This window comes from bacterium, assembly GCA_016708315.1.
Taxonomy (GTDB): Bacteria; Zixibacteria; MSB-5A5; order CAIYYT01; family CAIYYT01; genus JADJGC01.
Genome location: JADJGC010000014.1, coordinates 55926 through 76348, shown reverse-complemented (window position 1 = coordinate 76348; position 20423 = coordinate 55926). Strand labels below are relative to the sequence as shown.

The window sequence follows — 20423 nt, the reverse complement described above, 5'->3', positions numbered from 1 at the left end:
GATAAGAGAATCTTAAACGAGGTAGATGATTAGTATGAAGCTGACCGCCAGACATTTGATCCTGCTGGTCCTTGCAGGGATTCTGGTACTTTCCGTGCCTTCGATGGCCGGTGAACGTGCGGGGGCCAATCCGCAAGTGGTGCAGCTTCAATCATTGACTGACGAAGCCGCTCCGACGTTTATGGAGTCGGTGATGATGGCTGTGAAGGCGCAGCTTCGGTTGTGGCTGAGTATCGATTCGACGCCGGTAGTCAAGCCGGAGATCAAGACGACGACGCCTTCGGATGGACCGTTGAAGAGCAACTACGATCCGAAGAAGTGGAAGCAATCAACGGAAGCAGCATTGGATACGGGCGGAGATACGGTATCAAAGTAGAAGTTCGTCGGTCCTAACCACATGGGTTTCGACCTATTAGACTTGGATAATGAGATAACGATAAGAGAATCTTAAACGAGGTAGATGATTAGCATGAAGCTGACCGCCAGACATTTGATCCTGCTGGCCTTGCAGGGATTTGGTACTTTCCGTGCTGATGGCCGGTGAACGTCGGCCAATCCGCAGTGGTGCAGCTTCAATCATTGACTGACGAAGCCGCTCCGACGTTTATGGAGTCGGTGTTGATGGCCGTAAAGGCGCAGCTTCGGTTGTGGCTTAGCATCGATTCGACTCCGGTAGTTAAACCGGAGATCAAGACGACGCCACCTTCGGATGGACCTGAGAAGGATTTCCGGGAACCGAAAAAGTGGAAGCCGTGGATGGAGATTGACTATGATACTGGTCGTGGAGGATCTAACCTATGTTGGACGTCTTGAACAGGTCTTTCGAACTCGAGTTCTATTCTTCAAACAAGGATGAACTGTGAGATGGGATCCAAGTTATCAGAGACGATGTTTTAGAATTGGTCTAGTTGAGATAGCGCGATCTGGACTTTCGTCGGGTCACTCTACATTTGGGCAAGTTTCATTGGTTAAGATTAAGTCTGCACTTGGTTGTCGCAAGTTCTTGGACGACAACTTGTATGCTTCTGAGAAATTGACGATACGGACTTATTTGGATCGCCTAGCGAGCCGCCAAGTGAAGCTTACTTGAGCTACGTGTTCGCAAGCGGCTGGACAAATCAACTTGTTCGGCCGCTCTGAACTTGGGACTTCTTAAGATTCTCACGGGAGAACTGGATCTTGCGAAAGAAAACTGTCGAAGGTCTTTAGATCTGGCAATTCAACATAACTCTGAAGCTGCCATTAATCTATGCAGACAGGGATATGCTCTTTCCTTGTGGCTGCGCGGCGAGTTAAGAGCACTCGATGTTGAGTTAGCCGCTGGCCTGACGTGCCGACCCTCCGGGCGCTGGGTCAAGGCGCGTGTAATATGTCGCCTGGAATTTGCACTCAAACGGCGCCTCTTTGAGGCAAAGGCTTCATCGAGAAAATGGTTCGCGATTCGCAGTCTGCCTTGAATATCTCGGTCTTAACGAATACTTCGCTGGGAACTATGCCAAGGCGCGCGAATACTACGATCAGGTTCTTGCCATGCCGGAACCGACAGCTTCGGCAGTAGCGCAGACTTTGCGGATGCTCACCGATGTTGAAATCGCTGAAGGCAACTGGGACGCCGCCAAGCGACCGCCGCCAGGGCTGATGCCGCGATCAACAAGATTTCCGAACGCATCGAATTGGGCGCACTGTGGCGGGCTTACGGGCAGATTCATACGCACGACAACGACCACGCCAAGGCGCGGGAGTATTTTGAAAAGTCAATCGATCTGCTGAGGCAATTGGGCGCGCGCTATGAATTGGCTTTGAGCCATTTCGATGCGGGCCGGTCGCAGGCGTATTCGGTGGAAGCACAAATTGAACAGCTCAAAGCCGCGAAGGCGCTGTTTGTCGAGATGGAAGTTCCGAAGCGCGTCGCGCAAGTGGATGAGGCGCTGGGAAAGATTACCAATCTGAAGGCAGGCAATCCCGACAAGACAAAACGAAGCCTGACGCTTAAGAGCGCGCCGGCTGTTCCGGTGGTGATTGCGGTGAGCCGTTCGATGAGCGATATCATGGAGCTGGTGGAACGGGTCAAGGACCGCGACATGTCGGTACTGATTACGGGCGAAACGGGCACGGGCAAGGATTTGCTGGCAGAGTATATTCACGCAACCGGCAATCGCAGCGGCGGTCCGTTTACGGCGATCAATTGCGCCGCAGTGCCGGAGAATCTGCTTGAGTGTGAGTTGTTCGGCGTCAAGAAAGGGACCTACACCGGGTCAACCGCCGACAAACCGGGCCTGATCGAGTCTGCCGACGGCGGGACATTTTATTTTGACGAGATCGGCGATGCGCCGGCGGCGATACAGAGCAAACTTCTGCGCGTGATTGAGACCAAGACGGTTCGCCGTCTCGGGGCGAACGAAGATGTGCGCGTGAATGTGCGATTTATTGCGGCGACGAATCATAATCTTCAGGAGCGGATCGCGAGCAAGGAATTCCGCCGCGATTTGTATTATCGTCTTGCTGAAGTTGAGATCGGTCTGCCGCCGCTGCGCGAACGGCGCGAAGATGTGATGCCGCTGATTTCGCGATTTCTCAAGACGCAGGATATCGAGCTGACGACGGCGCAGTATGGTCAACTTGAGTCGCGGCTAAACGGATATGACTGGCCAGGCAACGTACGTGAAGTGCGGCACCTGGTCAATCTGGCGACTCTGACGAACACGAATGGCGATTTGATTCCGGCGCTCGAGAGTGCACTGAGCATGCTCAATCATCCCGACGTAACCGAGTCGAAGGCGGCATTGATCGAGATGCTGGAGCGTCATCAGGGCAACATTTCGGGTATGGCGCGCGAGCTGGGGATTCCGCGGACGACGCTGATTTCGCACTTGAAGAAGTTCGGACTTCTGTAACTGACGAAGTGACGAACGAGTGACGAAGCCTTTTCGTCACTGATTAGTATTATCTCCCAACAACTTACAAGACAGGTGACGAAAGGGTGTCGAAACGGTTTCGTCAGTTTTTGATTTATAGCCTCGATTTTCCTAATTACCCCCCTTCCCTATCACAACAGCATCGTTCTCTGGCAACGACTTAGCAAACTCGCACGATCGGAGTTTGAGTTGGCATCGAAGTTGCGATGGTGAATTGCGAGTCGCGTTGAAAGCAAGTGGCAAACTCTGATGGACTGCTTGTTGCTTCTTTCAGGGTGAACGTTGCAAGCTCCGCCTGTCGCAGGCGCTGTGAGTTGACGCAGACAAGGACTCACAGGCGCCTGCATGGCGGCGGGGGGGAGCTCTTTTTTTGTTTACAACACTTTAGGTCGAATTTCTTAAGACTCGGGAGACTTAGATATGTCACAAACCAAACCGGAAGTTTACTACGCAGCTATGGCGGCTACCATCGTTCTCGTTTCGACCGTACTAGCGCGATTCATTGTGCCGTGGTCAGCGTGGTTCATCGGCGGATCGTGCGGCGTAATTCCATTGTGGTTCAGCCTTCCATCCGAGCGACGTATCTGGTGGAAGGCGTTACTCTCAGCAGTCGGAGCCGGTTGCGTTGCGGCAACAATTATCTATTTGGCAGGTTGAGTGCTTAACAACAAGTTATGAGAAGTATCCGGCGGAAGAGTAAGGGCGGCTCCGAATAGCTGATGGTGATTTAGTCTGATTCTGGATTGTCGCTGGAAGGTTCTTTTCGTTCGAGGTACAAGAATCCGCCGAGCAGTTGCACCCAGTCGGAAAAGGGGCGGCCCTGATTTTCTGGTTTGGAGCGGATGCGGGAAATCGCATTCAGCTTGGAGTCGAGTTCGTCAATGAAGTATAAGGCGAAAGCTTCCTCGAATTCCGGTTCGACCGGCGCGGAGTATTCCTTCTTGCCCTGATGCGATAGGATCATGTGCAGGAGGCGTTTGACGTTGACGTCGCCCTGCAAGCCGAGACGGTCGGCGGCGGATTTGACGATTTCGAAACCAATCACCATGTGGCCGAAGAGCCGGCCATCGACGGAATATTCAAAGGTGGCGCCAACCTCCAGTTCGGAAATTTTGCCGACATCGTGAAGCAATGCGCCTGAGATCAGCAGCGACCTGTCGAGGTAGTCGTAGTGTTCGCAGACTTTGGACGCCAGTCGTGCCATCGAAAGCGAGTGTTCGGCGAGGCCGCGCAAGTAGCCGTGGTGCCATTTGGTCCCGGCAGGCGATTGAAAATAGTGGCGTTTGACATCCTCATCGTAGAGGACTTCGACGACCAGCGTGTGAAGTTCTTCATCGGTGATGAGGTTGACCATCTCTTCGATACCGGCCTCGAGTTCTTCGAGCGAGAACTCGCTGGCGGCCAGCAATTCGGACGGGTCATATTCGTCAGTCTTGGCGGGACGGACCTTCTCGACCTGGACCTGCATAGTGCCGCGATAGGAACTGACGAGGCCCTTGACTTTGACGACGGTGGCGTCTTTGAGCGACGGGTAGGTTTGTTCTGCTTCTTCTCCCCACATAATACCAGCGATGCGGCCGGTTGAGTCGGACATCTCAAGTTGGAGACGGACACCACCGGTGAACGGGACCAGATCGCATTTGGTGAGGGCGTAGTAGCCCAAGAGCAGGTCGCCGGTGTTGACGTCGCGAATTTTCAAGTTGTTAGACTCCACACGTACTTTCTGTTATCTGCTGCGATTGCAAAGCGCTGACGGCTTTAGGAACTCGTCCCAATTATTGATTGTGACTATGGATTGTCAAGTACGATTGAGCCTGAGTTAATCGATAGTCGCGCTCATGACGATTACGAAGGCGATAAAACTGAGCGCAGAAATGAGCCGGGTGATGCCTTCCTTTTCTTCAGTGTCGGAGAACATCACGCGAATCGAGTCTACGCGATCGAGATCTACTTGATAGGTAACGTACTGGTAGTTGCGGGATTCCATGATGATGAGCGTGCCATTTTCCCACGAGTAGCCGCTGGGATTAATCTGCTTGGTGGAGTCATAGTAGATCGTCTTGATTCTATCGGGGTGTGAATCACCGAGTCGCCAGGTTGGGGTCAAGCGTGCGGGGAGCATTTGTTCTTCGTGTCCCGGGGGCAAGCTAAAGACGCCGGACGTTGAGTCCAGAAGACGCTCTATTGGCATTTCGTCATTGTCCCAGTCGAGACGAGGCAGGTGCCTTGGATTTTTGAGCGTGTATTCCTGGTTGTTGTAGCAACCGGCGACTGTTAGCAGCAAGAGCGCAAATGCGACCGCTGCCCACTTTGACCGAAGATTCAAGATTTTCATTTCACCCCTCACAATCAGTATGTCTGCTTGATTCGACGAATAATCTCGCTGGTGGAGAGTCCTTTGACCAATTTCATGCGCACGACTTTGCCGCCATGTTCGAGAACGAAGTCAGCACCGACAATCTCCGAGACCTTGTAATCGGCACCCTTGACAAGGATATCAGGATTGATCAATGGAATGAGCTTATCAGGTGTCTTTCTCTCTAAAGGGACAATATAGTCTACAACCGTGAGAGCGGCAAGCATCTTTGCGCGATATTTATAGGGGACTATGGGACGAAGGTCGCCCTTGTTGACTTTGACGGAGGCGTCAGTATTGAGGCCAACTATCAGCAAGTCTCCGAGTTTGCGAGCACGAGTCAGATAATCGACATGACCGGCATGGAGGATATCAAACACTCCGTTGGTGAAAACGATACGTTTACGGCCCTTGTGGAGGCGTTTGGCGAGTTCGGGGACTGCGCTTTTGGAAATTATCTTCGTCATTAGATTCGTTTTCGAAAGTTACATAGAGTGGTTACAGTTGCTCCGCGATTGTCTCAAGCAGCTCATCGCGACTGACATAGGCCGTGCCGATATAGCCGACGACAATTCCAGCCGCTTGATTTGCAATGTATGCCGCTTCCAGCTTGGTTGCGCCGGCCGCCATCATGGCAGTCATTACAGCGATGACGGTATCCCCTGCCCCGGTTACGTCGAACACTTTCTTGGCGACTGTCGGGAGATGGTTGAAGTTGCCGTCTTGTTCGAACAGCGCCATTCCACGCGCACCGAGGGTGACCAGGATTGAATCAAGTTCAAGTTCCTTCAGTAGTCCCCAACCGACATCTTTCAGTGATTCGTCATCGCGAATGCGCTTGCCAGCGGCGAAGGCAGCCTCGTGTTCGTTGGGGGTAATGACTGAGACCTGTTTGTAATTCCGGAAGTGAGTTTCCTTTGGATCGACAGCGATAAGTTTGCCCTTTTTGCGGGCAAGACTAACGATCGTATTCAGGAAGGACGAAGTAATCACGCCCTTGCCATAGTCGGAAATGAGCAGGCACTGAAGGTCGTCGAGACGGCCTTCGATGTGCTTAACGAATTCGTTTTCGGTATAGCCATCGATTTCGTCGCGTGATTCACGATCGGCGCGAACGACTTGCTGGTTGTGCGCGATGATGCGAGTTTTGACCGTCGTGGGCCGTTTTTGATCGCTGACAAGTTTGTGTTGGCTGATCCCTTCCCGCTCGAGAAGGTGCTGGAGTTTGGCGGCGTTTTCATCATCGCCAACTAATCCGACCAATTCGACATTACAGCCGATGGCGCTGATATTGCGCGCAACATTGGCGGCTCCGCCAAGGTGCATGGTTTCCGAGGTAACCTCGACAATGGGTACCGGAGCTTCCGGCGAGATACGATTGACGTTGCCCCAGAGGTATTGGTCGATCATAAGGTCGCCATAGACCAGAACGCGGGCGCTACTGAGGTTGTCGAACAGCTCCTGGAGCCGTTTGAGTGTCAGAATCGACAAGTTAATCTCCTTGACTGCAGCGCATATTATATTACACTGGCAACGCCTTGACAAGGAGGAACCATGAACAAGCCACCTACTCAACAGATACAATTGGAACTGCGCGAAGCCGAAGCCGAGGGAATTTACTCTAATCTGGTCATGATTGGGCATTCGCCTTCGGAGATTATTCTCGATTTCGCCCGTTTTCTACCCGGGACACCGAAAGCACGTGTATTTGCCCGAGTCATTATGACGCCGCAAAACGCCAAGTCGGTACTGAAGACGCTTGAGGATAATCTCAAGAAGTATGAGGAGAAATTCGGCGAGATCAAGATTCAGGGTGACGTTGACCAGAAGAATATCGGTTTTGCCCGGCCGGAGCCGCAGTAAAACAAGAAACGTAACTTTGTCATTCACGTTGACTCTGCCCAAATAGAAGGCGCTCCCGCAATTGCGAGAGCGCCTTCTTCTTGGCCTATGAGAAGTCGTTTACGGGCAGAATGGAGCCGGTCCGCCGCCGAAAATGTGTGCGATCAAGTACACAGCGTCAGAGATACTGATACCGCCGCTACCATTGGCGTCGCCAAGACACGGTTGAGCGGGTGCCGGACCGCCGCCAAAGATGTGGGCGATGATGTAGACGGCGTCGGAAATACTGAAGCCACCGCTGTTGTTGGCATCACCGCAAAGGCAGGCAGGTGCTGGCGGCGCGCCGATTTGTCCGCGGATTTCTTCGACCGGGAACGCAACAGAATGGACGTTGACATAAAGCTCTTCCTGCAGCATGTCAATGATGTCGGGAACGCCGAGGTACCAGACTTCGCGAATCGGACTGGCTGGACTGCTGAAGCCGAAAATGATTGGTCCGGAGACGCAAATCGCGCCACGATGAACGTGACCGTCAATCGGGCTGGATACGTTGTGCGTAAGGTCGATGGTCATTTCGCGGCCACCGGCTTTGAGCTTGGCGGTGCAAGAGCCAGTAGCGGCGCTGCCGGTTCCGGCGCAAGCCGCGGCTTGAGATTCATCCAATCCCAACACATAAGTCTGGGGCTGTTCGAGCACGAGCTGACCGCGAATCTCACCGGACGGGAAACCCGTCGAGTGGATATTGATGTAGAGGTTACCGGCTAACAAGTCGGTAACGTCGGTGGCGGTCAAGTTCATGACTTCGTTGGAAGGACTCGCCGAGCTTGCGAAGCCGTGACGAATCGGACCTTCAACGTTTGGCGCACCGAAGTGGACGTGGGCGTCAATGGGACTGGTAACATTATGCTCTGTGTGCATTGTTAGCGTCTTGAGGTTTGCACTGAGCGTGGCGACCGTGAATCCAACCGCAGTCGAACCGGTTCCGGCGCCGCCATTCGCCAAGGCGCCATTCATTTTCATGGCGATGTTGACATCCTGCCGCTTGAGCTGGCCGCGGATTTCGCCTGATGGAAACGCCGTTGAGTGGATATTGATGTATAGGTCGCCCTGCATCAGGTCTTTCAAATTGAGTGTGTCAAGACTCCAGTTCTCGTTGATCGGACTCAAGGGATTGGCGAAACCGAAACGAATCGGACCCTCTACACCGGGCACTCCGAAGTGGACATGGCCGTCGATTGTACTCTGAACATCGTGAGTGACTTTGACATTGAGGCTAGTGCTGGCTGGGTTCAATTCGCATACGGAAACGCCGGAGGCAAGCGAATTGGTACCAGCAGCTGCGAGAGCCTGGGCCTCATCGAGCGTATAGACAAACTTTATCGGAGCCTGGACTATTTGCCCGCGAATTTCACCGCTCGGGAAGCTGGGCGAGTGGATATTGACATACAAGTTTCCGGCAAGCAGGGCCGCTACGTTTGACGGGCTGATTGCCCAAGTTTCGTGAATCGGGCTCACGGCGGACGTAAAGCCAAAGCGAATGGCACCGCCATCAACGCACGGTGCACCGAAGTGGATATGAGCGGCATTGGCGCCGATTACATTGTGTTCGACATAGACAGAAAGCTGGGTCTGTGCAGGATTTAGGATAGCGATACCGAATCCTGTTGCCGTACTGCCGGTACCGGTGCAGCTAACTTCCTGATCGTCATCCAGAAGGAATGTGTAGATCGTTGGATTGCAGTTGGAGACGAAAATCGTGTCTATCATTGAGAGCGGATGAACTGAACAGGTATATGGATATGCCCCGACGGGATCAGAGACGCTCAGAATCAAGTCATACGTCGACCCTGGAAGGCTCTGTAAGGGCGAGAGAAACGCCTTGGGGGAACTGGGATCAGAATCGACCTGATGCACGCCACCGGTCCAAGTCCAGCGCACAGTGTCGCCGAGGCAGGCTTGGGTCTTGCCCGGTGTGAAAAAGAAGTTTCCTACGGAAATGTTGTGGATTGTCGCATAGAGCGGACTTGCCGCCAATAGAATTGTTGCGACTAATCCCGCCAACGAGATGCGTGACAGAATGTTCATCTGACTCCTCCTATGAATGATAGTTTATGATAATGCGATTTCAGTTTGGTCACGCCTGTCCACTTCTAACCTGTTGTCTAACGGAGGGATGGAACTTGCCAAAGCGGCAATTCCAGGAGCGAACCGGCAGACGATGCGAATTCCCAAGCTAATTCAGTATTTTAATGGCAGTAACCAGAGGCTTCAGCCTCTGAGTAACAGAGTAGTCGATGTTTCAGATTCGTACACCAATATAGTCTATTTTTCGAAAAAAAAGGATAATTTGGGTCCATAACTTCCAAATGTAAGTACGGTAGATTCTGATAGAATTCAGGTCAACGTGGATCGAACCGGCAGAAACAAGAAGCGCCCGGCACTTTGCCGGGCGCTTGATTGGTCGTTGGATACGACGAAGTTATTATGACCGACTACAAGTTGTCTTCCTTGTGCATACGAACAATCTGAAGTGCTTCGGCCTGGCCCGGAAATCCTTCAACTTCCACCAACTGGCCGACCGCGAATGCATCCAGCGTGATCGACTCATTATTGAAGCCGGTCAGGAGAGCTGTTTCTGAGATGGTGCCGTTCCAAGTCTGACCGACAAAAGTGACAGTGCGGGTAGCGACATCGAGGGTAGCAATTGCGGCTTTGAACTGAACGTCTTGAATACCGCCGTTAACATCTTCCAATTCGATGCGGACTGCCTGAAGATTGTTGGCATCGACGATGTTTGCGTGTACCTCGACCGAGTCGCCTATCTTCATGTCGGTAAAGCTAAGCAGCGTGTCACGCTCGCCGACGCCATTATCGTCGCCGCCGCGGCCGCGCTTGCTAAGGCCGTCTTCAAATTCGGACAGATGGGCGTAGATTATGGTGGTTGCATCTACGGAAATGGTCTCGCTGCGACCAGCGACAGTGAATGTTCCAGCGGAATAATCGATTGCGCTGATTCTTGACTTGAATTCGAGATCGGAATCTTCAAAAGCGTCCGGCTTGCGAAGGCGTACGCGATCTGCCAAGATGCTGCCATCAGGTTGGTTGGTGCCGCGAATATCAACGGAATCACCAACAATGATTTCGGAGAGGTCAATCTGTACCTGCAGATCATGGTTCACAACTTCGGCATTTGGCATAACATTGATCGTGGCGGGATTGCCGACAAAGGTCATTGTGCGCGCAAGTGCATTGATTGTAGCGACGCGACCGCCAAATTCTACCTCAGCACCGTTGTCTTCTGTCTTAACGCGGATACGATCAGCAAGAATGGAGTTGTCGCCTTGGCGATTGCCGCGGATCTCGACTGAATCCCCGACGACGATCTCGCTGAAGCTAATCGGTGTTTCGTTTCCGCCGTTGCGACGGACGATCTCGGCATCCGGAGCTGCATAAGCGATTTCGCTATTAGTTGTAAAGGTGAGTCTGCGTAAATCGACGTCGACCGATGCGACGTGACTTCCGAATTCGACTTGAGCAGCGAGATTCGCGTTCGTCCCGCCGCCTTTGTTGTTGGCAGTCAGGTTGCTGTCTGGTGAAAGCGGTGAATCATTCGAGCATCCGATCATCATCATTACGACCGCGATTCCAGCGATCAATTGTGCCGTGAGCTTCTTCCATCCGTTTTGCATTCTGTTCTCTCCTCTCGCGATGTTTCGCGACGTGGTATGTTGTGTGTTAAAACTCTTCTTCATCGGTGTTGTAGGACAGAGACAACACAAGAGTCATCCGTACAGTCCACGTTCTAGAAAAGCGTAAAAATAGCGTAATTTGGCCCCTTTTACCCTCAATGAATACAGGACCTAAACAACCGCAATTGGATTTGCTGTGTTCAGACAAAAAAACAGGCGAATTTCTTCGCCTGTTGTCCTCAAGATGCCGGTGTTGCTACCGGACTTCAAGAGTGCCGACACTGGCACCCTGAGATTTCTACACAGGAGAGACGACGGTCATAAGACAGATCTTGAGTGTTCCATCTGATGAAGGAAAGCACTTGACGCTGACTTGATCACCAGCAGCAAAATCGGCTAATGTCAATTCGTTGCCGTCTGCGTCAAATAGTTGTGCGTTCGGGCAGACAGTTGCGACCCAGGCAAGATCAACAAAGGTAACGGTGTTGTTATCTAAATCAACTGTCGCCAAGACAGCATCGAAAGTTATGCACAGTTTCTCGGCACAGTTGGCAAGCTTGACTTTTACTGCCAAGAGATTCGTTTCATCAATTACATCAGCTCTGACTTCGACGACGTTGCCTACTTGCAGGTCGGTAAAGGTCAAAACTGTGTCGCGGTCTTTGATCAGTTGTTCACGTTGCTGATTATTCTGCGGTTCTGAGCCGCTGAGAGCTGCATTTAGGCGTGTGGATTTCGTCCCGAGAATAACAGTGTTCTCATCTATCGAAATTGTTTCCGTGCGCCCGTAGACCGTGAATGTGCCGGCGCTGTAGTCAATTGTCGCAATGGAATCACGGAAGGCAAGGTCATAGCCGCAACTGCCATCGGAGGCCATGATCCTCAAGCGCTGGGCAATTACATCACCATTGGCCTGACGGTGGCCGTTGACTTCGACTGAATCGTTGATCTGGATATCGCCAAACTGCACACGGACTTGGTGTCCAGCGACCAATTTGAACATTTCGCAGTTCTGTATGGCAAATACTGTGTCCGGCGCACCAGCAAACGTTACGCGAAACATCTCCTGGTTGATAGTCTGAACGCGCGCAGCGAAGCTGACCTGTTCGCAGTTCGGGCAGTCGTCAGGACCGGTAAGCGGTTTGTTGAGCGGACTTACGGGCGAATCGGAGGAACTTCCCGAACAGCCAATCATGACTGCCGAGAGGGCGAATCCAATAAGGCTTCGGACGAGATGGTTAAGAGTGCTTTTCAGCATGGTACAACCTCCAGAAGGGTTGAGTGTTCTCGCCCGGTAGCATTCGGCGATTTTGTTTTTCAGAATACAGAGTATATACTCCCCGATTGCCGTTCATCTGATTTGCAGAAATATAGACATTTTTGTCATCATACGCGGGCGGGCAATAAAAAAGCGGCAGGATGCTCGCTTCCTGCCGCAATTGTGACGTGTCTGAGAGACTCGTCTATTGGCAGTTTCCGCATGGCGGGTCCCCGCCTGCAAAAACAAAATTTATCAAGAAAACAGCATCGGATATGGTGAGCGAACCGCTGCAATCACAGTCACCAGCCAGAGTGGGAACTGGCGGCGAGCCTCCGGCGAAGATATAATTAATGACATAGATAGCATCAGAGATGTTGATGCTATTGGTGCCGTTAGCATCCCCGCAAACAAAATCGGTCAAAGCAGCAAGAGCAGCTGGAGGATTGACGAGACCCTTGCCCAATTCACCTGCATAAAGAGGATTGATTGCGTCAATATCAATGGCAGTCTCGCCGAGTATGCTGTCGATTGCATCGGCGGTAAGGCTGGAGTCGATTGACAACATCAGCGCAGCGACACCGGCTACCATTGGCGCTGCAAAGCTTGTGCCATCCCACCAGGCATAAAGTGTGTCCAGATGTGGAGCATAGACTCTTGTTCCGGGTGCGCAGAGGTCGACCTTGTTCCCCCAGTTGGAAAAGTCGGCTTTATGGTTGAGTGAATCTACGGCTGCAACGGCGATAACAGATGACTTCAGTGCCGGGAACGGAAAGAGATTTTCGTCACCAGTGGAATCGTTGCCGGCAGCTGCTACGACAACCACGCCGAGACTTTCGGCGAAGTCGATCGCATCGTGGATGGCACTGTGATGCCCCCGCAACCCGAGGCTGAGATTGATGATCCGGCAACCATCTTCGACAGCTTTGACAACTGCTCTTGCAATTGTATAGCCATTTCCGCGTCCGAGGGTGTCCAGTGTACGGTAAGCATACAAGTCAGCACCGGGAGCGACTAATGCAATTGCTCCGGCGACAAAGGTCCCATGACCAGAGGCGACGCCGCCCGGTTCATCATTGGCATCGGCATCGTTATCAACAAAATCAAAGCCGGAATGAACGTGCGATGACCTTGCGGCGAACTGCGGATGTTCGAAATTGAGACCGGTATCGATGATACCAACCTTGACTGCAGTTCCGGTAGACGACCGTTTGTGCGCTTGGAAGTGAAAGCGCTGCCGCGGCTGGTTGGTCTTCGAAGGTACCAATGAACTGGTTATCGAGGAATGGCGAGCTACGCTGAAACGGTTCGGGGGCGTCCAAGTAGTAGTTCGGACCGCAATAGAGCACCGCGGTATCAAGTGATATCACCGCTGCCAAGCTTTCGGCATCTACGCCCGGCTGAGTCTGAAGCAAGTAGGCTCCGGTAGAGAAGATGGTGTTGAGAACGGTAGTCGAGTAGGTTGTGTTGATATAGTTGATATTGTATCCGACTCGCATTTCGCAGACGAGACGGTCGCTTTCATACTCGCCGTTGTTGTTAGCGATCAACGTGACTGATAACAACATCAACATCACGGCCGTCAGCAAGACATTGCGACGACTCCGAAATTCATTTTTTAACATCATCTTCTCCTCATTCTCCTGCTCCAAACACAGAGAAGGCACCCCAATGATATGCCGAGGGGTATTGCGCCCGCACTGTGATCGCAGCGTGACGGATTGCAGCAAGAATGCTCGCACTTTGAAAGTACTTATCGTAGAAAGCCGCCATCCAGACAGCGGTAGTTTGATCGTAAACCGGCCAATGACCGGCTATGACATTGCGCGCACCCATCTCCAGTAGAGATCGTACTAATCCGGTGGATTCTTCACCCGGAAGTGCAACCTGTTCGCCGGAACGACAGGAAGCCAGCGTAACGAGATGGACTTGACATTGTTTTAGACGGAAGTCGGTGGCAAATAGTGCACCATCTTCTAATGCTAAATACGAATAAAACGGGTTATCTGAGCGAAGAAATGCGTGCCCGGCGAAGTGCCAGATTCTTGCCTCGCCCTGGTCAGGCCAGTCTTTGCGACTACAGGGAGAGTATAAGTCTGCACTGCTGGACAATCCGTTGACGAGATTCTCAAGTTCGTGATCGACCTGCGGAAGATTGTCAGCTTTGCCGCGAAATATCTGAACAAGCTGTGACCGGACTTTAATCGCTTGTGCCGCACGGAAATGACGGAAACTCGGTGCTATGATGAAGTGGTGACTTTCCAACAAAGGCCGACCATCAACAATCAGCGCCCGCCATGGCAAATTAGCCAACTCGCCCTCAGGGATAAGCAAAACTGTCTCAGCGCGCGGATCGACTCCCAACGGTTTCCAGAGCCAGTTTCCGAGGTCGCTCCAAAGGTTCTGTTCGAGGCTTGCATCCATCGTGTCTTGAAGATGTCCGGCTAGCAGCTCGCCTTCGAGAATGAAGCGCCAACGCTGCATCGAGTCAGCGAGCTTACTGCGACCATCGACAATCTTGCCGACAGTGGTATCTCCGCGGTGATGGACGAAGGCGATGATGTCTTCATCGCGAAGATGAAACTGGACGATTGGCATTTTTGCTGCCGTGGACATCATTTCTTCAAGCAGTCGATCATTGTTGGTCACCGCGTGATCTTGATCCTTGTCGACTGCAATTAGTTGTTCGCGAATTTGCTTGTGCAACCTTGACATAGCTTGGCTGCGCGCGACTGAAGACAGTCCGCGCTCGCCGACGCTGCCGATTTGGTGGGCAAGCGAAGACACTTGGCGCGCCAAGGCATCGAGACTTGCCGTTACGCGCTTGCGGGTGTCGTCGGTGGCATTCGCAGTCGAGATTGGTGACCAAATTCCGGCAGTCTTATATCGCTCCGACCAGACGGCAGCCATTTTCGGATCGTGTTCTAACTCGGAAACTATGAGGCGAAGGTGCGGTGAGCTTTGACGTTTTCCGAAAGAGTTGCGCAATTCGACCGGTGGCAATTGCGCGCGCACCGAATCGAGCCGATCAGCCGCCTTGCGCCAATGTTTCCGGGCTTCAGCGATATCGCCGCGCAGATAATCCTGATCGCCGCGCACAGTCTCCCAGATTGCGTAAAGCTGCGGAACGGCTTTGACTGCCGCGTTCTTTTCGAGCCGAGCCAGTGCTGGTTTGACACGATTGGGAATTGATGTGTCTTGTAAGTCGCACACTGCCTGCCAGAGCGGCAATTGTCCATTGCTGAAGAGCGAGCGGGCTTTACCCAAGTATTCTTGTCGAAGACTTCCCTGCTTCTGTTCCAGATCAGCCGCAAGGAGATTGGCCGCTCCGAGGAAGCCATTGTTTTTCTCGGCGGTAAATCCAGATTGCGCGCGGTCGAGCGCTTTTCGAGCTTCGGCGATTTTCGATACCGCAAGAGCCGCTTGTCCGCGAAAGAGCGCAGCTTTTGATTTCTCGTAGCGAAGTCCCAAAGCCTCAAAAGAGGTTTCGCTCTTGCGGGCAGACTCGAGGGCGTCTTCATAGAGACCCAGCCCAAGGTAAACCTCAGCGCGGTCAAGATTGCAGAGCGCTTCGCCTCGAGGATCGCCGCCTTCGCGATAGACTCTCTCACACTCTGTCAACTCGAGCAGTGCGATATGGAACTTGCCGGTAAGCATTCTCAACCAAGCCAAGCCGTAGCGGGAGTCATTGGCATCGAGGGCAAATTCATTCTTCTCCCAAATTGTGATGGCTCGCGTGTAAAGCGCTTCTGCCTGCTCCAGATCGAATAGTTGAACGAGAGTATTTGCGCGATTGTAGAGTGTCCGCGCCAAAGCAACTTGATTGTCCGACTTTTCGAAGAATCTCGCTGCAGCACGATACAACTTCTCGGCATCGCGATGACGGTCTTGCCGGTGGAGCAGATTGGCGTAGTTAACGCGAGTCTGCGCCAAGTCTGAAGCAGCTTTGAGACGCATGAAGGCTGTAATTGCACAGCGTGCGTGGATTTTTGCTTTGCTAAAATTACCTAGGTACATATAGACATCGATCAAGGCGCGGTCGATTCGCGATCGCACCATGGCATCACGGCTCATCAGCTTGCGCGCCTTGAGGTAGGCATCGAGTGCCTCAGAGTGACTTCCGCTTAGGTGGAGCACTCTCGCCAATGTTCGATAGGCTGTGCTCTCAAGGACACCGCCGCGATGAGACGCATGTTTGGCGAACTTCTTCGCGAGCACAACTGCTTGCGAGAATGAAGAACGCGACAGCTTCTGGACCTCGGCGTCGCATGCCGAAGCCAACTCTGTTTCTGCTGATCCGTCGACGACTCCTGATTTCAGGAATCGTTCAGCGGCTAATTCGATTGTGGTTTTTTCCACGTCAACTCCGGCAATTCGATGACGAATTCGTCAGAGCGGAGAGTAATCTTCCGCGGGGGACGGCTTCCCGACCACTGGTATAATCCCGCGCTGTCAGGTAGTAGTTTCTTCTTATCGGCTTCGAGGTGAATCGTTGAATCGATGTTGCCTTTGATCTGAGCGACAAAAGCCCAACCCTTCGTCTGTTTTTCGACACGAAGATCAAATCGGACACCTTCGTGTTCGAATCGGATTCGGCGGTCGCTCTCGACACTTTCGCCGCGAACGCCCAGCGGCTGAGGCATCGCCCAGGAATCAAAAACAATCCGAGCGACAAATGACTTGATCTTCTCGCTGAGGGGGGATTTGCTCCCAATTTCGATGGCGCGTTCGACCCATCCGGTTGGTGCATTTGGCAGGTGCAGTTTGCCGGCGACGAGATAGTTCGAGAGGAGGCTGACAAGTTCGCGACATTCGGCGCATTCCTGCAAGTGGCCCGACACGGTAACTTGTTGTCCGCGTGCCGCTTTTATGAGTTGTTGTCTTGTCAGGTGTAACTTCATTGAATATCTTCCTTCAAACTACAGAGACTCTCGCGATGAATTCCGTACTTCAATGAACCCATTTTCTTCGAGTATTCGTTTCAGACGCTCCAAACAGCGGCGACGAATCGGACCGAGCGAGTTAGAGGCGATACCAAGTGATTTCGCGATCTGTTCATAGGATTGCTCCTCGTCGGCAAAGAAGAAGGCTTCAACGAGCTTTTGACAGCGCGGTTCGAGTTGTCCAATGGCGCTTTCGAGCTGCGCTTGTTTTTCGACTTCAAGGAGTTCCTCGTCCTGAAGCAGTGATTTATCTACCTGCTCGGTAGCGGAATCATCACCTGGGTCGGAACCGATTCTGCGCTTGATCCGATAGGCTTCGCGTTTGGCAGTTGTAACCAGCCATGCAGATAGGCGGGACGGATCCTGCAGTTTCTTGCGATTGTTATAGAGCAGGATCCAGGTTTGTTGAAAGCAGTCGGCGGCATCAACTTGCGAGAGTCCGGAGCGAGTGGCAACTGTGTAAATCAGCGACTGGTAGCGCTTGACAATCACTGCCCAAGCGTTCGAGTCACCGTCAAGAACACGCTGCCATAGTTTCGGATCAGTATTCGGCATAGATGTCTTATGATACGCAAAAGGGGTGAAAGAGTCCAATGTTTGATTTGAGCTGGAAACAACACCGAGATGTTAAGAGCAGTTCCATGATCCATTGGAAATGGACCAGTGAGACAAAGAAACACCCGAGTCTCGCCCCCATTTGATCAGGCGTAGTAGACTCGGGCGTGTTGGGGAAGGTAAGATCCCCGTGGGGAATTGGAATGCCTTTGATAGTGCGGATACAGTCTTTCCATGCGGTGAGATTGAGGTTAGAATCTTGTTAAATTGGGTCATATTTAGCGAGCCCCAAAAGGAAAGATGCCCATGGGGAGTGGGCACCTGTCCGGAAGTAGTGGCTGAAAGGTTGAGACTGGGAAGTCGAAGGCATTATCGAACCTGAGCGTTTTGCTCATGTGAGGCGGATACGAGGAATTGGATAATCTTGAAGCCAACAGTGCCCAATGTGCGATATTCCCGTTGCCTTTAGTGCCTGGGTATCGTATACAGCAATAGCGCATCGCCCGCTGGAACTGGGCTGTCGCCAAGGAGATACAATGAAAAAACGCAAAATCACTGCAGAAGATCTGCTCAAGATGAAGTTCGTCGACGGTATTGCGATGTCGCCCGATGAAAATGAGATCGCTATTAACGTCCGGACGATTGCCGAGGACCGGAAGAAGTACTTCTCGCATATCTACATGATAAACTCGGATGGCGGAAACCTTCGGCAATTCACGACCGGAGACGTTTCCGACTCGCTGCCGGTGTTTTCTCCCGACGGTCAATGGCTGGCGTTTACTTCGAAGAGAGGCGATAAGAAGGGGCTGTTTATCATGCCGCGTAACGGCGGCGAAGCGCGGTTGTTGTCGGATATGGATGGCGGCTACGGCGAATTGTCATTTTCACCGGATTCGAAGAAGATTCTCTGCACTTTCCGGAAAAACGACGAAGTCCCAAAGAGCAAGGATGGCAAGAAGGAAGCGCCGGTGTTTCGGCACGTTACCCGCATGTTCTACAAAATGGACAACTACGGGTTCTATCCAAAAGAGGAAAGCCAAATCTGGAGCGTTGATATTTCAAACGGCGCCGGAACGCAGTTAACCAAAGGCGGATTCAGCAAGAGCTCGCCGGTATTTTCGCCGGACGGGAAATCAATTGCCTACCTAACCAACGTACAAAAGAACCCCGACCTTGACGCCGATCTGATTGACATTTTTGTGATGCCTGCTGGTGGAGGCAAAGCGCGGTTGATCGAGACGCCCAAGGGTCCGATTGCGGCGTTGAAATACTCGCCGGACGGCAAGTGGATAGCCTATATCGGTCATGACAATCCGAACGATTCCTGGGGTGTGACAAATTACCACATTTGGAAGGTTCCGATTCGCGGCGGCAAGGCAGTTGATCTTACCAAGAAGCTCGACCGGATGTGCGTCGATGAGACGATCTCCGACACAGTTGAAGCACATTCTTCGGGATTGCTTCATTGGACACCGGACAATCGCTGGATCTACTTTGTCGTCTCGGACGCCGGTGCGACAAATCTTTACCGTGTTTCAGCCAGCGGTCGGAATCTTGAACCGGTGCTGACTGGAAAGCAGCACATCATGGGTTCATCGCTCAATGGCAAGTGCACAAAGATTGGCTTGGTGATATCTCATCATGTTCAACCGGCTGAAGTTTACAACTACAGTCTGAACAAGCGCGGAGCCAAGCAGGAGAAGCTCACGGCATTTGGCAAGTGGTTGACGGACGAAGTGATGTTGTCGAAGCCGGAAGAGGTGATTTTCAAGAGTACAGGAAATTACCCGGTTCATGGCTGGATCATGAGACCTCCGGATTTCAAGCAGAACCGGAAGTATCCCTCTGTGCTGCAGATTCACGGCGGACCTCGCGTGCAGTATGGCAATACATTCTTCCACGAAATGCAATTGATGGCAGCCGGCGGCTACGTCGTGTACTTCAGCAATCCGCGCGGTGGACAAGGTTACGGCGAAAAACACGCAGACACGATCACCAATGGTTGGGGCACTGTGGACTATGACGATTGCATGGCATTTTCGGACTTCATGGAGAAGAAACCATATATCGACCGCAAGAAAATGGGTGTTACAGGCGGCAGCTATGGCGGCTATATGACAAACTGGATTGTCGGTCACACCAATAGATTTGCAGCGGCGATCACGCAGCGTTCGGTAGTCAATCTCGAGTCGATGTTCGGTTCCTCCGATATTGGATTCCACATGCCGAGAGAGATATTCGGAACACCATACAGCAACCATGAGTCGTGGCGCAAAATGTCACCGTTGACTTATGTGAAGAATATAAGGACTCCGCTTCTGATTTCACATTCCGAGCAGGATTTGCGTTGTCCGATCGAGCAGGCCGAGCAGTTGTTCATTTCGTTGAAGATGCTTGGTCGCACGGTCGAATTTGTGCGTTTCCCGGACGAGCCTCACGGGTTATCCCGGTGCGGTCGACCAGATCGCCGGTTGGCGCGGCTCGAATGGTTCTTGAAGTGGTTTGATCGTTACCTAAAGGGTAAGAAGAGATAACACTAATGAGTGATGGTGGATCAGCAGCGGCTTCTTCCGGAGCGGCGGCAGCCGCTGCTGCAGCCCGACAACATAATAATCTTCTACAATGGGAGATATTGACGATGTTTGAACCGATTGCCTGCCCGGTGTGTGCGCGGGGCAAGTTACTGCCGCTGTTGATGACCAATTCAACGAATTGGGTCTGCAGCCAGCCGGATTGCGGGTATGTGATTCACCAGCACGGCTCGGATAACACAAAGATTTGGAAGGGACAGGCGCACAAGCCGTCCTCGACCCATCCGACCGACGGCTGGCTGGAAACGCCATAACCGGAGACTCATGTCCCCGG

Annotated in this window: 19 protein-coding genes; 8 read left to right on the top strand and 11 right to left on the bottom strand. The window is 52.4% G+C overall.

The genetic code is table 11. The features are described from left to right. Positions 1 to 34: 34 nt before the first annotated feature. From IPH59_11240 to IPH59_11220, 5 genes are all read left to right on the top strand, one after another. Positions 35 to 376 (top strand): hypothetical protein, encoded by a 342-nt coding sequence (locus IPH59_11240; protein ID MBK7092272.1) that lies wholly within the window; start codon positions 35 to 37, stop codon positions 374 to 376. Positions 377 to 540: 164 nt separating this feature from the next. Beyond that, positions 541 to 813 carry a hypothetical protein gene (locus IPH59_11235; protein ID MBK7092271.1) on the top strand — a complete coding sequence of 91 codons (273 nt, stop codon included), beginning with the start codon at positions 541 to 543 and terminating at the stop codon, positions 811 to 813. A gap of 591 nt (positions 814 to 1404) precedes the next feature. Further along, entirely contained in the window at positions 1405 to 1770 is a 366-nt protein-coding gene (locus tag IPH59_11230) for a tetratricopeptide repeat protein (protein ID MBK7092270.1), read from the top strand. A 68-nt stretch (positions 1771 to 1838) separates the two neighbouring features. Continuing rightward, entirely contained in the window at positions 1839 to 2894 is a 1056-nt protein-coding gene (locus IPH59_11225) for a sigma-54-dependent Fis family transcriptional regulator (GenBank protein MBK7092269.1), read from the top strand. Positions 2895 to 3335: 441 nt separating this feature from the next. Next, positions 3336 to 3572 (top strand): hypothetical protein, encoded by a 237-nt coding sequence (locus IPH59_11220; GenBank protein ID MBK7092268.1) that lies wholly within the window; start codon positions 3336 to 3338, stop codon positions 3570 to 3572. Between the two features lie 70 nt (positions 3573 to 3642). Here IPH59_11220 and IPH59_11215 read toward each other — a convergent pair whose 3' ends face one another. The 4 genes from IPH59_11215 to rfaE1 all read right to left on the bottom strand — a co-directional run bounded on the left by IPH59_11215 (position 3643) and on the right by rfaE1 (position 6762). Further along, a complete protein-coding gene (locus tag IPH59_11215) occupies positions 3643 to 4614 on the bottom strand; it encodes an HD domain-containing protein (protein MBK7092267.1) in 972 nt (323 codons plus the stop codon). Positions 4615 to 4734: 120 nt separating this feature from the next. Continuing rightward, a complete protein-coding gene (locus IPH59_11210) occupies positions 4735 to 5250 on the bottom strand; it encodes a hypothetical protein (GenBank protein ID MBK7092266.1) in 516 nt (171 codons plus the stop codon). Between the two features lie 14 nt (positions 5251 to 5264). After that, the gene (rfaE2, locus tag IPH59_11205; protein ID MBK7092265.1) at positions 5265 to 5738 is read right to left on the bottom strand and encodes a D-glycero-beta-D-manno-heptose 1-phosphate adenylyltransferase; all 474 of its coding nucleotides are present in this window, start codon (positions 5736 to 5738) and stop codon (positions 5265 to 5267) included. Positions 5739 to 5769: 31 nt separating this feature from the next. Next, positions 5770 to 6762, bottom strand: coding sequence for a D-glycero-beta-D-manno-heptose-7-phosphate kinase (gene rfaE1 / locus IPH59_11200; GenBank protein ID MBK7092264.1), 993 nt, complete (start codon positions 6760 to 6762; stop codon positions 5770 to 5772). A gap of 63 nt (positions 6763 to 6825) precedes the next feature. On the opposite strand from rfaE1, the gene IPH59_11195 reads away from it, so the two are divergent. After that, positions 6826 to 7134, top strand: coding sequence for a DUF3467 domain-containing protein (locus IPH59_11195; protein MBK7092263.1), 309 nt, complete (start codon positions 6826 to 6828; stop codon positions 7132 to 7134). A 99-nt stretch (positions 7135 to 7233) separates the two neighbouring features. Here the strand turns inward: IPH59_11195 and IPH59_11190 are convergent, their stop codons facing one another. The 7 genes from IPH59_11190 to IPH59_11160 form a co-directional block, all read right to left on the bottom strand. Further along, positions 7234 to 9198: a CHRD domain-containing protein gene (locus tag IPH59_11190; protein ID MBK7092262.1), complete on the bottom strand. Its 1965-nt coding sequence runs from the start codon at positions 9196 to 9198 to the stop codon at positions 7234 to 7236. Between the two features lie 407 nt (positions 9199 to 9605). Further along, a complete protein-coding gene (locus tag IPH59_11185) occupies positions 9606 to 10802 on the bottom strand; it encodes a hypothetical protein (GenBank protein MBK7092261.1) in 1197 nt (398 codons plus the stop codon). A gap of 298 nt (positions 10803 to 11100) precedes the next feature. Then, positions 11101 to 12060, bottom strand: coding sequence for a hypothetical protein (locus IPH59_11180; GenBank protein ID MBK7092260.1), 960 nt, complete (start codon positions 12058 to 12060; stop codon positions 11101 to 11103). A 205-nt stretch (positions 12061 to 12265) separates the two neighbouring features. Continuing rightward, the gene (locus tag IPH59_11175) at positions 12266 to 13327 is read right to left on the bottom strand and encodes a S8 family serine peptidase (protein MBK7092259.1); all 1062 of its coding nucleotides are present in this window, start codon (positions 13325 to 13327) and stop codon (positions 12266 to 12268) included. 368 nt (positions 13328 to 13695) lie between these two features. After that, complete coding sequence (locus IPH59_11170; protein ID MBK7092258.1) at positions 13696 to 16419, bottom strand: CHAT domain-containing protein; 2724 nt, start codon at positions 16417 to 16419, stop codon at positions 13696 to 13698. Beyond that, positions 16395 to 16961, bottom strand: coding sequence for a hypothetical protein (locus IPH59_11165; GenBank protein ID MBK7092257.1), 567 nt, complete (start codon positions 16959 to 16961; stop codon positions 16395 to 16397). The genes IPH59_11170 and IPH59_11165 overlap by 25 nt, the downstream gene beginning before the upstream one ends. Before the next feature lie 18 nt (positions 16962 to 16979). Beyond that, complete coding sequence (locus IPH59_11160; GenBank protein MBK7092256.1) at positions 16980 to 17558, bottom strand: sigma-70 family RNA polymerase sigma factor; 579 nt, start codon at positions 17556 to 17558, stop codon at positions 16980 to 16982. 536 nt (positions 17559 to 18094) lie between these two features. Between IPH59_11160 and IPH59_11155 the strand changes: the two genes are divergently transcribed. Beyond that, positions 18095 to 20092 (top strand): S9 family peptidase, encoded by a 1998-nt coding sequence (locus IPH59_11155; protein ID MBK7092255.1) that lies wholly within the window; start codon positions 18095 to 18097, stop codon positions 20090 to 20092. 5 nt (positions 20093 to 20097) lie between these two features. Further along, positions 20098 to 20403 (top strand): hypothetical protein, encoded by a 306-nt coding sequence (locus IPH59_11150; GenBank protein ID MBK7092254.1) that lies wholly within the window; start codon positions 20098 to 20100, stop codon positions 20401 to 20403. Positions 20404 to 20423: the final 20 nt, after the last annotated feature.

Bases quoted from the DNA above. Each gene is read 5' to 3' on its own strand.
- IPH59_11160 (MBK7092256.1), bottom strand. From the start codon at position 17,558: ATGCCGAATACTGATCCGAAACTATGGCAGCGTGTTCTTGACGGTGAC.
- IPH59_11220 (MBK7092268.1), top strand. From the start codon at position 3,336: ATGTCACAAACCAAACCGGAAGTTTACTACGCAGCTATGGCGGCTACC.
- IPH59_11190 (MBK7092262.1), bottom strand. From the start codon at position 9,198: ATGAACATTCTGTCACGCATCTCGTTGGCGGGATTAGTCGCAACAATT.
- IPH59_11240 (MBK7092272.1), top strand. From the start codon at position 35: ATGAAGCTGACCGCCAGACATTTGATCCTGCTGGTCCTTGCAGGGATT.
- IPH59_11210 (MBK7092266.1), bottom strand. From the start codon at position 5,250: ATGAAAATCTTGAATCTTCGGTCAAAGTGGGCAGCGGTCGCATTTGCG.
- IPH59_11195 (MBK7092263.1), top strand. From the start codon at position 6,826: ATGAACAAGCCACCTACTCAACAGATACAATTGGAACTGCGCGAAGCC.
- IPH59_11180 (MBK7092260.1), bottom strand. From the start codon at position 12,060: ATGCTGAAAAGCACTCTTAACCATCTCGTCCGAAGCCTTATTGGATTC.
- rfaE2 (MBK7092265.1), bottom strand. From the start codon at position 5,738: ATGACGAAGATAATTTCCAAAAGCGCAGTCCCCGAACTCGCCAAACGC.
- IPH59_11185 (MBK7092261.1), bottom strand. From the start codon at position 10,802: ATGCAAAACGGATGGAAGAAGCTCACGGCACAATTGATCGCTGGAATC.
- IPH59_11155 (MBK7092255.1), top strand. From the start codon at position 18,095: ATGAAAAAACGCAAAATCACTGCAGAAGATCTGCTCAAGATGAAGTTC.
- IPH59_11150 (MBK7092254.1), top strand. From the start codon at position 20,098: ATGAGTGATGGTGGATCAGCAGCGGCTTCTTCCGGAGCGGCGGCAGCC.
- IPH59_11165 (MBK7092257.1), bottom strand. From the start codon at position 16,961: ATGAAGTTACACCTGACAAGACAACAACTCATAAAAGCGGCACGCGGA.